The sequence below is a fragment of the Staphylococcus sp. HMSC34C02 genome, from assembly GCF_001838705.1.
Taxonomy (GTDB): domain Bacteria; phylum Bacillota; class Bacilli; order Staphylococcales; family Staphylococcaceae; genus Staphylococcus; species Staphylococcus borealis.
Window position 1 is genome coordinate 141,732 of record NZ_KV838592.1, and the last position, 14,848, is coordinate 156,579.

General features: G+C 32.9%; 16 protein-coding genes and 1 tRNA gene. 15 read left to right on the forward strand and 2 right to left on the reverse strand.

All coding sequences use genetic code 11. The features are described 5' to 3' along the window. Positions 1–221 precede the first annotated feature (221 nt). Positions 222–295 (reverse strand) — tRNA-Arg (locus HMPREF3239_RS09380). A gap of 683 nt (positions 296–978) precedes the next feature. Between HMPREF3239_RS09380 and HMPREF3239_RS09385 the strand changes: the two genes are divergently transcribed. From HMPREF3239_RS09385 to HMPREF3239_RS09410, 6 genes are all read left to right on the forward strand, one after another. Continuing rightward, entirely contained in the window at positions 979–1,113 is a 135-nt protein-coding gene (locus tag HMPREF3239_RS09385) for a phenol-soluble modulin PSM-beta-3 (RefSeq protein WP_011276028.1), read from the forward strand. Between the two features lie 60 nt (positions 1,114–1,173). Beyond that, the gene (locus HMPREF3239_RS09390; protein ID WP_070855429.1) at positions 1,174–1,308 is read left to right on the forward strand and encodes a beta-class phenol-soluble modulin; all 135 of its coding nucleotides are present in this window, start codon (positions 1,174–1,176) and stop codon (positions 1,306–1,308) included. Positions 1,309–1,361: 53 nt separating this feature from the next. After that, positions 1,362–1,496 carry a phenol-soluble modulin PSM-beta-3 gene (locus HMPREF3239_RS09395; RefSeq protein ID WP_011276028.1) on the forward strand — a complete coding sequence of 45 codons (135 nt, stop codon included), beginning with the start codon at positions 1,362–1,364 and terminating at the stop codon, positions 1,494–1,496. Positions 1,497–1,555: 59 nt separating this feature from the next. Then, entirely contained in the window at positions 1,556–1,690 is a 135-nt protein-coding gene (locus HMPREF3239_RS09400) for a beta-class phenol-soluble modulin (protein WP_070855432.1), read from the forward strand. Positions 1,691–1,753: 63 nt separating this feature from the next. Then, positions 1,754–1,888 (forward strand): beta-class phenol-soluble modulin, encoded by a 135-nt coding sequence (locus HMPREF3239_RS09405; protein ID WP_070855434.1) that lies wholly within the window; start codon positions 1,754–1,756, stop codon positions 1,886–1,888. 109 nt (positions 1,889–1,997) lie between these two features. Next, a complete protein-coding gene (locus HMPREF3239_RS09410; RefSeq protein WP_053029180.1) occupies positions 1,998–2,699 on the forward strand; it encodes a YjjG family noncanonical pyrimidine nucleotidase in 702 nt (233 codons plus the stop codon). 211 nt (positions 2,700–2,910) lie between these two features. On the opposite strand, the gene HMPREF3239_RS09415 is transcribed toward HMPREF3239_RS09410, so the two are convergent. Further along, complete coding sequence (locus HMPREF3239_RS09415) at positions 2,911–3,354, reverse strand: N-acetyltransferase (RefSeq protein ID WP_053029181.1); 444 nt, start codon at positions 3,352–3,354, stop codon at positions 2,911–2,913. A gap of 189 nt (positions 3,355–3,543) precedes the next feature. On the opposite strand from HMPREF3239_RS09415, the gene bshC reads away from it, so the two are divergent. The 9 genes from bshC (at position 3,544) to ftsA (ending at position 14,842) form a co-directional block, all read left to right on the forward strand. Beyond that, the gene (gene bshC, locus HMPREF3239_RS09420) at positions 3,544–5,157 is read left to right on the forward strand and encodes a bacillithiol biosynthesis cysteine-adding enzyme BshC (protein ID WP_070855435.1); all 1,614 of its coding nucleotides are present in this window, start codon (positions 3,544–3,546) and stop codon (positions 5,155–5,157) included. Between the two features lie 142 nt (positions 5,158–5,299). Next, positions 5,300–5,731 (forward strand): division/cell wall cluster transcriptional repressor MraZ, encoded by a 432-nt coding sequence (gene mraZ / locus HMPREF3239_RS09425; protein WP_053029183.1) that lies wholly within the window; start codon positions 5,300–5,302, stop codon positions 5,729–5,731. A gap of 14 nt (positions 5,732–5,745) precedes the next feature. Beyond that, positions 5,746–6,681, forward strand: coding sequence for a 16S rRNA (cytosine(1402)-N(4))-methyltransferase RsmH (gene rsmH, locus HMPREF3239_RS09430; RefSeq protein WP_070855437.1), 936 nt, complete (start codon positions 5,746–5,748; stop codon positions 6,679–6,681). 13 nt (positions 6,682–6,694) lie between these two features. Continuing rightward, positions 6,695–7,096 carry a cell division protein FtsL gene (gene ftsL / locus HMPREF3239_RS09435; RefSeq protein ID WP_070855439.1) on the forward strand — a complete coding sequence of 134 codons (402 nt, stop codon included), beginning with the start codon at positions 6,695–6,697 and terminating at the stop codon, positions 7,094–7,096. Beyond that, positions 7,077–9,395 carry a penicillin-binding protein gene (locus HMPREF3239_RS09440; protein ID WP_070855441.1) on the forward strand — a complete coding sequence of 773 codons (2,319 nt, stop codon included), beginning with the start codon at positions 7,077–7,079 and terminating at the stop codon, positions 9,393–9,395. The genes ftsL and HMPREF3239_RS09440 overlap by 20 nt, the downstream gene beginning before the upstream one ends. Before the next feature lie 243 nt (positions 9,396–9,638). Beyond that, the gene (gene mraY / locus HMPREF3239_RS09445) at positions 9,639–10,604 is read left to right on the forward strand and encodes a phospho-N-acetylmuramoyl-pentapeptide-transferase (RefSeq protein WP_053029187.1); all 966 of its coding nucleotides are present in this window, start codon (positions 9,639–9,641) and stop codon (positions 10,602–10,604) included. 1 nt (position 10,605) lies between these two features. Further along, positions 10,606–11,955: a UDP-N-acetylmuramoyl-L-alanine--D-glutamate ligase gene (gene murD, locus HMPREF3239_RS09450; protein ID WP_070855443.1), complete on the forward strand. Its 1,350-nt coding sequence runs from the start codon at positions 10,606–10,608 to the stop codon at positions 11,953–11,955. A 15-nt stretch (positions 11,956–11,970) separates the two neighbouring features. After that, positions 11,971–13,302: an FtsQ-type POTRA domain-containing protein gene (locus HMPREF3239_RS09455; RefSeq protein ID WP_070855445.1), complete on the forward strand. Its 1,332-nt coding sequence runs from the start codon at positions 11,971–11,973 to the stop codon at positions 13,300–13,302. Positions 13,303–13,405: 103 nt separating this feature from the next. Beyond that, a complete protein-coding gene (ftsA, locus tag HMPREF3239_RS09460; protein WP_070855447.1) occupies positions 13,406–14,842 on the forward strand; it encodes a cell division protein FtsA in 1,437 nt (478 codons plus the stop codon). The last annotated feature ends 6 nt before the right edge of the window (positions 14,843–14,848 follow it).

Here is a 14,848-nt window from a genome sequence, read left to right on the forward strand (position 1 = left end):
ACGAATTTAAAAAGAATTCTGTCCCACTCCCATTGTTGCTTTCAATTATTATTTTAGTACTTACGGTTTAAATCATATTGAGGCTTGATAAATTAGAAAAAGCAGATATAAAAGTGTTAAGCACGTGTCAAAATAGTTCAGTTTTATTCTGTTTTGTTCGAAATAAAAAAGCCGAAAGCCTATAATAGCAGGCTTTTCGACTTTTATCAAAAGTTATATGACGTCCTGGGAGGGATTCGAACCCCCGACCGATGGCTTAGAAGGCCATTGCTCTATCCAGCTGAGCTACCAGGACATGATTTTTTAACACAAGAATAATTATAGCTAAAGAAACCTTATTTATCAATAGCTTTGATATAAAAAAAGTTTATATTTTTCACTAATTATGCGTATTTGTAACTCTTGCGAAACGAATTGACCAAAATTAGACGTTAAACCTTCTATAGGCTATCTGCCGATTTTGAATTTCAACGTTAGTCATCAATAGTAGTACGATGAAATGCGTGAACAGAAATGGTATTGATAAAGTAATGTCGTTTAATTAGTATGATCATTTATTAATACGCGTTTATTTACGATTATGCTTTGTTTTATGGATGAAAATAGACACAGATTAACTTAGCAAGGACTATAATTGATGAAATAAACTGTTTAAGCGAGGGTTTTATAATCTAATTTTAAGCGAATGTAAAGGTATTGTAAACGTTTGCAGAATTGTCTGATTTTGTACAACATATATGAATGCCTAAGTGTATTCTAAGAAATCAAATGCCTACAGTTTTGATGTTTAATGTTTGAGTTAAGAAAGATAGAACGCAAAACGAACAAATCGGTATATAGTATAAGTATCAAAACGATAGGTAAACAAAAACTTACCAATTCATCGTTTTTAGTTTTAAGAAATAGCTTAATGTATTTCGAACAAACGAGTGCATTAAGATTCAAATATTCTAACTAAAAAGAAATGGAGCGATTTAAATGTCAAAATTAGTACAAGCAATCTCAGATGCAGTTCAAGCAGGCCAAAACCAAGATTGGGCTAAATTAGGTACAAGCATTGTAGGTATCGTAGAAAACGGTGTTGGCATTTTAGGTAAATTATTCGGATTCTAATATTTCGACTAATAACATTTCATTAAAATATAAATCTACATTATAAAGGAGATCATTATCATGGAAAAAATCGCAAACGCAATCAAAGGCGCAATTGAAGCAGGCCAAAACCAAGACTGGACTAAATTAGGTACAAGCATTTTAGATGTAATTTCTAACGGTGTAACAGAATTAAGTAAAATCTTTGGTTTCTAATATCTTAAAACATACAGTTTAAATATATAAATAAAAGAAATGGAGCGATTTAAATGTCAAAATTAGTACAAGCAATCTCAGATGCAGTTCAAGCAGGCCAAAACCAAGATTGGGCTAAATTAGGTACAAGCATTGTAGGTATCGTAGAAAACGGTGTTGGCATTTTAGGTAAATTATTCGGATTCTAATATTTCGACTTAAACATTTCATCTAAATATAAATAAACAGTACAAAGGAGATTATAATCATGGAAAAAATCGCAAACGCAATTAAAAGTGCAATCGAAGCAGGTCAAAACCAAGACTGGACTAAATTAGGTACAAGCATTTTAGATGTAATTTCTAACGGTGTAACAGAATTAAGTAAAATCTTTGGTTTCTAATTCAACGCTTTTTTTAAACTTAGTTAATATCATAAATATACAAACAGAAATGGAGAGATAAATATGCAAAAATTAGCAGAATCTATCGCAGCAGCAATTCAAGCAGGTCAAGATAAAGACTGGGGTAAAATGGGTACTGACATCGTAGGTATCGTAGAAAACGGTATTAGTGCTTTAGGTAAAATCTTCGGTTTCTAATATACATTTTAAGTCATATGGACCAGGGCAAGCGCTCTGGTCTTTTTTTAATTTATAGATCAATTTCTGTTAAAATACATAGTAGTAAATAATGAGTAAGGATGAAACGATGAAATATAATACAATTCTATTAGACTTCGATGATACTTTAGTTGATTTTTATGATGCTGAAGATAAAGCATTTCATAATATGGCAAAGCATTATCAACATTATCCAACAGCTGAAGACTTTCAATTTTTTAAACAAATTAATCAAGCACATTGGGAGGCATTTCAAGAAAATAAACTTACTAAAGAAGAAGTTCTATCCCACCGTTTTATTGAATATTTTAATCATTATGGTATAGAGGTTGATGGCAAACAAGCGGATATTATGTTTAGAGATGAATTAGCAAAGGCACCTATTAAGCACTTTGATTCAACATTAGAAACGATAGATCGCTTAGCTCAAAATAATGAACTGTATATCGTAACGAATGGCGTTACGGATACGCAAAAAAGACGTATTGCGCAATTACAGTTTAAAGATACATTTGCGGGTGTGTTTATTTCAGAAGAGACTGGCTATCAAAAGCCTATGATAGAATTTTTTGATTATGTGTTCGATGAAATAGGTGAAGCGAAACGAGAAAGTGCCATTATCGTAGGAGATTCGTTAACTTCAGATATATTAGGAGGCAAAAATGCTAATATCGCTACATGCTGGTTTAATATAAGAAACAAGAAGAACACCTCTAACATAGAGCCGGATTATGAAATTAAATCATTAGACGAATTAGTTAAATTAATTGAAATGGATAATGAAACATAGCTGAGTGCAGGGCTTAACGTAGAAGGCTCCGAACAGAGACGTCACACATATGTCAAGTTGAGCTAGTGAGCTATTAATTCTCAGTTATTCAAAAATTGAAGCCAGTAAATGAATTAAGTCAAAACACATTTACTGGCTTTTTTCTAGTAATTGAATTTTGGTTTTATATAGAAACGATTTGAATCACTTTTTTGTTCACGTTATAAAACGATTATTTAGGAGACCAAACAAGTACATCGTGGCCTTCAGGATTTTTGGCATGAACATCCTCAAAATCTTGATTGATTAAAAAGTTTTTAGAATTTTGACGTGCAATCGCTTTGATAGGCATATTATAAGATTTGGCGTAATCAATGAGTGATTGGCCGTATCCTTTGTTTTGGTACTTCTCTAATACTTCCAATTTCCATAATAGTAAATAGTCGTCAAATTCTGGAAAATAAATTTCTTCAACATCACCTTTTTTTAACAACGCCATACGCGCAACAAGGTTTTCACCATGGAAAATGCCATAGAATGGTGAATCGGAACTAGCGTCTATCATTTGACCTTGTAGTTCTTCTACCATGTATAAATCTTTATTTCCAAACGCTCTAAAAGCTTCAAATAACTCGTCTGTTTTATAATTTATTTCAAGATGTTTAACTTCACTCATTTTCATTATCCCCCTTATTTCTTTTGTTTTATTATAACTTAAATAATATGTAAATATCATTCAATTATATTTACCTTAGCAAAGGCATCTTTTACAATACTATTTATAATTTTTTAAGCCGTAAAATTGTCATATAGTGCTATAATCTTTATACTATATGAGTAATAGCTATGTTGAAGGAGTATGGATATGGACTGTCGAGTAACTCAGTTTAAAGAAAAAGATTTATTTATTTCAAAATTAAAAGAAAGTGACAAGCGATTATTAGCGTTTTATCAGTATGATTCTGTTGCATCATCTAGCTTCACTGCTAGAATGGAACGTCCAAATAATGGTAGAGAACAACAATTAGCACAAATCATTAAAGACCATATGGCAGATTTAAAATTAACGACTTCTCAACTAGAGCACATAGAGGCGCTTGGACAAGGTGCAAAAGTAGTCATCGGTGGTCAACAAGCCGGTCTATTTGGTGGACCTTTATATACGTTCCACAAAATACTTTCAATTGTTACGTTAAGTAATCAACTAACTAAAGCATACGGTGAAACGGTTGTACCAGTATTTTGGATTGCTGGGGAAGATCATGATTTTGATGAAGTCAATCATACGTATGCATATAATGCCAATGAGGCACAATTAAAGAAAGTTAAATATCATACAATGACACCACCAGAAACTAATGTTTCAAGATATACACCTGATAAAGAAGCGCTACTTAATGCATTAAATCTTTTCTTCAAAGAATTAAAAGAAACTAAGCATTCTAAACCTTTATATAACTTATGTGTGGATATTATTAATACGTTTGATACATGGACAGATATCTTTAAAGCTTTATTACATGAAGTCTTTAAAGATTACGGTTTGTTACTCATTGATGCACAAAATAATAACCTAAGACAACTGGAGAAACCATTATTAAAAGAAATTGTAAATCAACACACTAAAATTGATCAGGCATTTAGACAAACACAAGAACAAACTATTGAGGCTGGGTTAACACAAATGATTCAGACTGACACGAATGTTCATTTATTCCTTCATGAAGATGGGATGCGACAATTAATAACAAGAGATGGTGACCATTTTAAATTAAGTAAGTCAGAGAGCACTTTCTCAGAAAAGGAACTCATGGAATTGATAGAAGCTGAGCCAGAGCGATTCTCAAACAACGTTGTCACAAGACCAGTCATGGAAGAATGGTTATTCAATACTGTAGCATTCATAGGTGGCCCAAGTGAGATTAAGTATTGGGCAGAATTAAATGGTGTGTTCCATTTACTAGATGTTGAAATGCCTATTGTTTTACCACGTATGAAAATCACTTATATGATGGAGAGAACAGAAAAGCTATTGAAGCAATATAATTTGAATGTTGAAAAAGTAATTCAAACTGGTATTGATGATGACAAAAATAAATTTGTACGAGAAAAAGCATCCAACACCTTCATTCAACAAGTAGAAGAATTGCAAGCCAAACATGACAATGTATATGAGCAATTATTAAATGAAGTTCAAGGGAACCAAGACAATTTAAATTTAGTTACTAAAAATAGAGACATTCATAATAAACAATTTGATTATTTACTTAAGCGCTATTTATTAAATATTGAACGAGAAAATGATATTAGCATGAGACAATTTAGAGAATTGGATTTCGTATTACATCCTCACCACGTACTGCAAGAAAGAATTTGGAATCCACTCCAAATTATGAATGATTTTGGGATTGATGTGTTCAGTCCCTCCACTTATCCACCACTTGAATACACATTTGACCAAATTATTGTAAAACCTTAATAAATCAGGCATTAGCCCTATTTTATCGGAATGATAAAATAGGGTTTTTTTGTATAGAAAAAAGAATTTTAAGATATTTTACAGAATTAGTGGAGGATAGTGGGGATATGTGGTAAATTATAAATAAGGTGAGGTGATAATAATGTTCATGGGAGAATACGAACATCAACTTGATGCTAAAGGACGTATGATAATTCCATCTAAGTTTAGATATGACTTAAACGAACGTTTTATTATCACACGAGGCCTTGATAAATGTTTATTCGGTTACACACTTGAAGAATGGCAACAAATAGAAGACAAAATGAAAACCTTACCTATGACAAAAAAAGACGCACGTAAGTTTATGCGTATGTTCTTCTCAGGTGCGATTGAAGTGGAATTGGATAAGCAAGGGCGTATTAATATTCCTCAAAATTTAAGGAAATACGCTAATTTAACAAAAGAATGTACAGTAATAGGCGTCTCAAATCGAATTGAAATTTGGGATAGAGAAATTTGGAAAGATTTTTATGATGAATCTGAAGAAAGTTTCGAAGATATTGCTGAAGATTTAATAGATTTTGATTTTTAATGGAGGAATAGGTCGTGTTTCATCATATTAGCGTCATGCTCAACGAAACAATAGATTATCTAGACATCAAGGAAGATGGTATTTATGTAGACTGTACGCTTGGTGGCGCGGGTCATGCTCTCTATTTATTAAATCAATTAAACGATGACGGTAGATTAATTGCGATTGATCAAGACACAACAGCATTAGATAATGCTAAAGAAGTATTGAAAGATCATCTACACAAAGTCACGTTCGTACATAGTAATTTTAGAGAATTGACTGACATTTTAAAAAATTTGAACATTGAAAAGGTAGACGGAATTTATTATGACTTAGGCGTTTCGAGTCCACAATTAGATGTTCCAGAGCGAGGATTTAGTTACCATCATGATGCCAAACTGGATATGAGAATGGACCAAACGCAGCAACTTAGCGCATATGAAGTAGTCAATCAATGGCCATATGAAGCGCTTGTTAAGATTTTTTATCGTTATGGAGAAGAAAAATTTTCTAAACAAATAGCGAGACGAATCGAAGCACATCGTGAACATCAGCCTATCGAAACTACATTAGAGCTAGTTGACATTATTAAAGAAGGCATTCCTGCTAAAGCTCGAAGAAAAGGTGGTCATCCTGCAAAACGTGTATTTCAAGCTATACGTATAGCAGTCAATGATGAGTTATCTGCATTCGAGGGTTCAATTGAACAAGCGATTGAGCTTGTGAAAGTTGGAGGCAGAATTTCAGTAATCACTTTCCACTCTTTAGAAGACAGATTATGTAAGCAAATGTTCCAAGAGTATGAAAAGGGTCCTGAAGTGCCACGAGGGTTACCAATTATTCCTGAAGCTTACACACCTAAACTTAAAAGAGTAAATCGTAAACCAATAACGGCAACTGACACAGATTTGGATGAAAATAACAGAGCGCGCAGTGCAAAATTACGTGTTGCAGAAATTTTAAAATAAGGAGTAATTGACGATGGCTGTAGAAGAAATATATGAACCATATGAAGACGTTCAGCACAATAGTATACCGAAACAACAACCTCAACCAAAACCACAAACACGAACTGTCACAAAAAAGGTTGTAGTTCAACTCACAAGGTTTGAGAAATACTTATACATAACACTTGTTACTGCAATTGCAGTTATTGCTATCTATATGCTATCTTTAAAAATGGATGCGTATGATACTAATGGAAAAATTGCAGATTTAGATTCTAAAATTGAACAACAATCAAGTGAAAATAGCGCGATTCAATCTGAAATAAAGAAAAGTTCTTCTTACCAACGCATTTACGACAAGGCTAAAGCACAAGGTATGAGCCTAAATAACGACAATGTAAAGGTAGTGCGTATAAATGGCGAAGCGAAAAATTAAAATTAGAAAAAATAAATTAGGAGCAGTCCTCCTTGTTGGTATATTCGGACTGCTCTTTTTTATATTGGTTTTAAGATATGCGTACATAATGATTACAGGTCATTCAGATGGACAGGATTTAGTTATGCGAGCAAATGAAAAGTATCTTGTTCAAACCAATGAACAGGCGGAACGAGGTAAGATCTACGATAGAAACGGTAAAATTCTCGCAGAAGATGTAGAAAGATACAAAGTTGTGGCTGTTGTTGATAAAAGTGCAGGTAAAAGTGGTGATAAACCACGCTATGTCGAAGATAAGAAAAAAACTGCTAAAGCATTATCTAAAATTATAGATATGAAACCTGAAGAAATTGAAAAAAGGCTTAATCAGAAAAAAGCATTCCAAGTAGAATTTGGGCAAAAAGGAACCAATTTAACGTATCAAGATAAACAAAAACTCGAAAAAATGGATTTACCTGGCATCACATTATATCCAGAAACTGAACGATTTTATCCAAATGGTAATTTCGCGTCTCATTTAATTGGGATGGCTCAGAAAAATCCGGATACAGGCGAATTAAAAGGTGCACTTGGTGTAGAAAAAATCTTTGACAGTTATTTAAGTGGTACTAAAGGTGCGTTGTCGTATATTCAAGATATTTGGGGATATATAGCTCCAAATACTAAAAATGAAAAATCACCTAAACGTGGCGACGATGTTCATTTAACGATTGACTCTAATATTCAAGTGTTCGTAGAGGAAGCACTGGATGATATGGTTAAGCGATATCAACCAAAGGATTTATTTGCTGTTGTGATGGATGCACAAACGGGTGAGATTTTAGCTTTTAGTCAACGACCTACGTTTAATCCAGAAACTGGCGAAAACTTTGGGAAAAAATGGGCGAACGACTTATATCAAAATACGTATGAACCTGGTTCAACGTTTAAATCATTCGGTTTAGCAGCAGCTATACAAGAAGGTAAGTTTGATCCTGATAAGAAATATGAGTCTGGACACCGTGATATTATGGGGTCTCGAATTTCTGACTGGAATAGAACTGGTTGGGGAGAAATCCCAATGTCTCTTGGATTCACTTACTCTTCAAATACATTGATGATGCATTTACAAGACCTTGTAGGTGCTGACAAAATGAAATCTTGGTATGAACGATTTGGCTTTGGTAAAAAAACAGGCGGTCTATTTGATGGTGAAGCTGAAGGTCATATTGCCTGGTCAAATGAATTACAGCAAAAAACATCAGCATTTGGACAATCTACAACTGTAACGCCAGTACAAATGATTCAGGCACAATCTGCTTTCTTTAATGATGGCAATATGTTGAAACCTTGGTTTGTTGAAAGTATTAACAATCCAGTTTCTAAGAAAACATTCTATCAAGGCAAAAAAGAATTTGCAGGCAAACCCATCACTGCTTCAACTGCAAGTAAAGTAGAAACTGAACTAGATAAAGTAGTTAATAGTAAGAAAAGTCATGCGATGAACTATAGAGTAGACGGCTATGATATTGAAGGTAAAACTGGTACCGCCCAAGTAGCAGATGAAAAAGGCGGCGGTTATGTTAAAGGTGAGAACCCTTACTTTGTAAGTTTCATAGGCGACGCACCTAAGAAAAATCCTAAGGTTATCGTTTATGCTGGAATGAGCTTAGCTCAGAAAAACGACCAAGAAGCCTATGAAATGGGTGTAAGTAAAGCATTTAAACCAATCATGGAAAATACACTTAAATATTTAAATGTAGGTTCTAAAACAGATGAAACAAAATCAGCACAATATTCAAAAGTTCCGAATGTATCAGGACAGTCTACAGATAAAGCGAAAGAAAGTCTGCAATCTGAAGATTTACAAGCAGTAGTTATTGGTAATGGAGATAATGTTAAATCGCAATCGATTAAACCAAACAAAAAACTATTGCCTAACAGTAAAGTGCTTTTATTAACTGATGGTGATATTACAATGCCAAATATGAAGGGTTGGACAAAAGACGATGTGCTTGCCTTCCAAGAATTAACGGGCATTAACGTTACAACAAAAGGTAGTGGTTACGTCACAAAACAATCGGTTACGAGTGGAACAACATTAAAAGATAATAGTAAAGTTGAAATTGAATTATCTACTGAAGACCCTGATGACACGTCGACGAATGCTAGTGCTAATGATTCAACATCAAATGATGCTTCTAATAAAGAACAATCAAGTGATGATTCGTCAGATAAAGACAAATCAAATTCGTCTTCTGACACTAGTGGGGAAGACAACAAAGAAGATTCATCTCGTTCATCTAGCCAAGACGAGTAGTCCAGTACGACACACGATGCTAATGAGTAATCAGATCTTGTCTTGAAAAGGTAGATGATGAGGTACAGGTATTGGATGAACACTGATGTTTTTATAAATTACGTATCATCAAAGTGTTTCATTCAATACTGTACTCATATTTAAATGAATTTACTTACAAATATTGATAAAATAAATAAGATATTATAACGAAGTTAACTCAGAGTACAACGTTTAAAAATTAAATATATAAAGGAGACCATTATGCTTTTTATACTCGCGTTTATCGCACTACTAATTACTTTTATTTTAGTACCAATATTAATCCCGACACTTAAGCGAATGAAATTTGGACAAAGTATTCGTGAAGAAGGTCCGCAAAGTCACATGAAGAAGACAGGAACACCTACAATGGGTGGTTTGACCTTTTTAATTAGTATTATCATCACATCAATTATTGCAATTTTCTTTGTAGATAATTCAAATCCAATCATATTATTATTATTTGTAACAATTGGTTTTGGTTTGATTGGCTTTATCGATGATTACATCATCGTAGTTAAGAAAAACAATCAAGGTTTAACAAGCAAACAGAAATTTTTAGCACAAATCGCTATTGCAATAGTATTCTTTGTACTTAGTGACGTATTTCATCTTATAGCGTTTTCAACTGATTTAAATATACCTTTTACAAATATTAGCATTCCATTATCATTTGCTTATGTTATTTTTATCGTATTTTGGCAAGTTGGATTCTCAAATGCTGTGAATTTAACAGATGGTTTAGATGGCTTAGCAACAGGACTATCAATCATTGGCTTTACAATGTATGCCATTATGAGCTTTGTTTTAGATTCACCAGCAATTGGTGCATTTTGTATCATAATGATTTTTGCTTTATTAGGATTTCTTCCATATAACCTTAATCCTGCAAAAGTATTTATGGGTGATACAGGTAGTTTAGCTTTGGGTGGTATTTTTGCTACAATCTCAATTATGTTAAATCAAGAATTATCATTATTACTAGTTGGATTAGTATTTGTAATCGAAACAGCTTCAGTTATGTTACAAGTTGCTTCTTACAAACTTACAAAAAAACGTATCTTTAAAATGAGCCCAATCCATCATCACTTTGAATTAAGTGGTTGGGGAGAATGGAAAGTTGTAACAGTATTTTGGACAGTTGGTTTAATTTCAGGATTAATCGGATTATGGATAGGAGTGCATTAGCATGCTCGATTATAAAGGATTAGAAAATAAAGATGTCCTTGTGGTAGGATTAGCAAAAAGCGGATATGAAGCGGCTAAGTTACTAATTAAACTAGGTGCAAATGTAACAGTCAATGATGGCAAAGATTTATCTCAAGATCCACATGCCAAGGATTTAGAAGCATTAGGTGTTAAAATTGTTGATGGTGGGCATCCTTTATCGTTACTTGATAATAATCCTATTATTGTCAAGAACCCTGGTATCCCATACACTGTTTCTATTATTAAAGAGGCTTATCAACGTCATTTAAAGATTTTAACTGAGGTCGAATTAAGCTATTTAATATCTGAAGCACCTATTATTGCAGTTACTGGTACCAATGGTAAAACAACTACCACTTCTTTAATAGGGGATATGTTCAAGAAAAGTAGATTGACTGGTCGTTTATCTGGAAATATAGGTTATGTGGCATCTAAAGTAGCACAAGAAACGTCACCAGATGAATTTCTCATAACTGAATTGTCATCTTTTCAATTATTAGGTGTAGAACAATATCGTCCTCATATTGCAATTATTACAAACATATATTCAGCGCATCTTGATTATCACGAAACGCTTGAAAATTATCAAAATGCTAAGAAACAAATCTATAAAAACCAAACTGAAGATGATTATTTAATATGTAATTATCATCAAAGACAATTAATTGAGTCAGAGAGTTTAAAAGCTAAGACACTGTATTTCTCTACACATCAGGAAGTTGACGGTATTTACATTAAAGATGGCTTTATTATCTATAAGGGCATAAGAATCATCAATATTGATGATTTAGTTCTACCAGGTGAGCACAATTTAGAGAATATTCTCGCTGCAGTATTGGCCTCTATTCTAGCTGGTGTCCCAATAAAGGCCATCGTTGATAGTTTAACGACATTCTCCGGTATAGATCATAGATTGCAATATATTGGCGCCAATCGCACGAATAAATATTATAATGATTCTAAAGCTACGAATACATTAGCAACACAGTTTGCATTAAATTCCTTTAAACAACCTATAGTATGGTTATGTGGTGGTTTAGATCGTGGGAATGAATTTGATGAATTAATCCCTTATATGAAAAATGTTCGTGTTATGGTTGTTTTTGGTCAAACGCAAGAAAAATTTGCTAAACTTGGCAATAGTCAAGGCAAAATCGTCGTCAAAGCTACAGATATTGAAGATGCAGTCAAAAAAGTACAAGATGTAGTTGAACCGAATGATGTTGTCTTATTATCTCCAGCTTGTGCAAGTTGGGATCAATATAATACATTTGAAGAACGTGGAGAAAGATTTATAGAGAGCTTCCGTGCCCACTTACCATCTTATTAAAGGTTGTGAAATCAAGTGAAAGATAAACGACGTAAACATAATAAGGTGAGCTCGATTCAAAGTCTTATCGAAAAGAGAAATCGAGAACTAAATAATGAAGACCACCTTTCAAATCATGTAAATAATAATGACTTACCCACTGATGATGACCAATTGTACAAAATAAAAAAGCAAACCGTTGAATCAAATCAAGAACAAGACAATGAGAACAATTCAGCAGACAAACAGAAAACGGAAAGCCAAATCAAGGACTCTGAATCATTAGAACAAAATGCATTTAGTGATCCATCGCATAAAAACATAGGAAAAAAAGCAAAGAATGATCATCGTCATGATAGTGAAAAACTAGAAAAAAGGCGTACGCTTTCTACTCAGTCAGAAGAACCTACGCACAAATTTACAGTCAAAGATAGGTTGAAAGAATTTAACGATAATCGTAAGAGACGAAAGCGTGAAAAGGATGCTCGATTCGATCATTTATCACCTCAAGAAAGAAAAGAACAACTAAGAATTCAGCGAAGGAAACGTCAAAAAAGAGTTCAGTATATTATCCTAACCGTTTTAATACTGTTAATTATCTTATTTTTACTTTATATGTTTACACCACTAAGTAGAATTTCAAATATTAAAATTAGTGGAAATAACAACGTAACCGATAGTCAAGTTAAAAAAGCTTTAGATGTTAAAGACAATTCAAGAATGTATACGTATAGTAAACGTAAAGGGATTCAAAATCTGAAGAAAAACGATTTAATCAAAGACGTTAAAATTAAAAAACAATTACCTAATACATTGAAAGTACAAATAACTGAAAATCAAGTTGTGGGTGTTGTCAAAGAGAAAAATAAATATGTGCCAATCATTGAAGGCAACGAAGAATTGAAAAATTTTGATGGTAATATTGCAGGCAGCGGTCCAATTATAGATGGATTTAAAGGTAAAGAAAAAGATAACATGATTAAAGCGTTGTCTAAGATGTCTCCAGAAGTTAGAAATATGATTTCAGAAGTGAGTTACGCACCCAAACAAAATAGTCCTAATCGAATTCTTTTATATATGCAAGATGATATGCAAGTAGTAGGTAATATCAAAACAATTGCTAATAAAATTAAATATTACCCTCAAATGTCTCAATCTTTAGCGAAAGATGATTCAGGAAATCTAAAAACACAAGGATATATAGATTTATCTGTAGGTGCATCATTTATCCCGTATAATGAAAATAGTAGCGGAGATTCTAAATCTGATCAAAATGTTCGTCAAAAATCACAACAAGAAACAGATGCAAAAGATGAGTTACAAAGTGCTTTAAATAAAATTAACGAACAATCAGATTCAAATAATTAAAAAATTTCGATATTAATATGTGTTTATAGTTCACAAGCCTTTCGACGTATTGTAAACTAAACATAGTGTATTTTAATAGTAATTTGTCAGGAGGTGCCTATCTATGGAGGAACATTACTATGTAAGCATAGATATTGGTTCATCAAGTGTAAAAACAATAGTAGGCGAGAAATTTCACAATGGTATCAATGTGATAGGTACAGGACAAACCTACACTAGCGGTATTAAGAATGGATTAATTGATGATTTTGACATTGCTAAACAAGCAGTTAAAGATACAATTAAAAAAGCTTCTATTGCATCAGGTGTAGACATTAAAGAAGTTTTCTTAAAATTACCTATCATAGGTACAGAAGTATATGATGAAGCAAATGAAATTGATTTTTATGAAGATACTGAAATAAACGGCACACATATTGAAGAAGTGCTAGAAGGTATTCGTCAAAAAAATGATGTAGCGGATACTGATGTCATTGATGTTTTCCCGATTCGTTTTATAGTAGATGGGGATAACGAAGTATCAGACCCTAAAGAATTAATTGCTAGACACTCATTAAGAGTTGAAGCTGGGGTTATTGCAATTCACAAATCTATTTTAATCAACATGATTAAATGTGTAGAATCATGTGGTGTAGACGTTTTAGATGTTTATTCAGATGCATATAACTATGGTTCAATTCTTACTGCCACTGAAAAAGAATTAGGCGCGTGTGTTATTGACATTGGTGAAGATTTAACACAAATAGCCTTTTATGAACGTGGCGAATTAGTAGATGCTGATTCAATTGAATTAGCAGGGCGCGATATTACTGATGATATTGCTGAAGAATTAAATACTACATATGAAACAGCTGAAAAGATTAAACATCAGTATGGTCATGCTTTTGCTAATTCAGCATCAGAACAAGATGTATTCAGCGTTGACCAAGTAGATAGTGATGAATTAGTAGAATATACTCAAAAAGACTTAAGTGCAGTAATTGAGAGAACAATGCAAGATATCTTTAATGAGGTATTTGATGTATTAGTCGACTTAGGTTTAACACGAGTAAACGGTGGTTTCATTGTAACAGGTGGTTCTTCAAACTTATTAGGCGTTAAAGAATTACTCAATACGATGGTAAATGAAAAAATCAGAATTCATACACCATCACAAATGGGTATTAGAAAACCAGAATTCACATCAGCGATTTCTACTATATCTAGTAGCATCACTTTTGATGAACTGCTAGATTATGTTACAATGAGTTATCAAGGTAATGATGAATTTGAAGAAGAAGTTATTGAAGATAACGAAAAAGAACATACTTCTAAATCTGGTGGATTTGACTGGTTTAAACGTAAGTCAAATAAAAATGAAGATACTTATGAAGAAGACTACAACGAACCACATGAAAGAGCAGAAAAAGTAGACAATGATGATGAGTATGAAAGCCATGAAACTCATCACGATACGACAGAACATTATGATGATGATCAAGAAAAACCTCAAAAAGAAGAGGGTAAATTTAAAAAACTTATGAAATCTCTATTTGAATGATGGGCC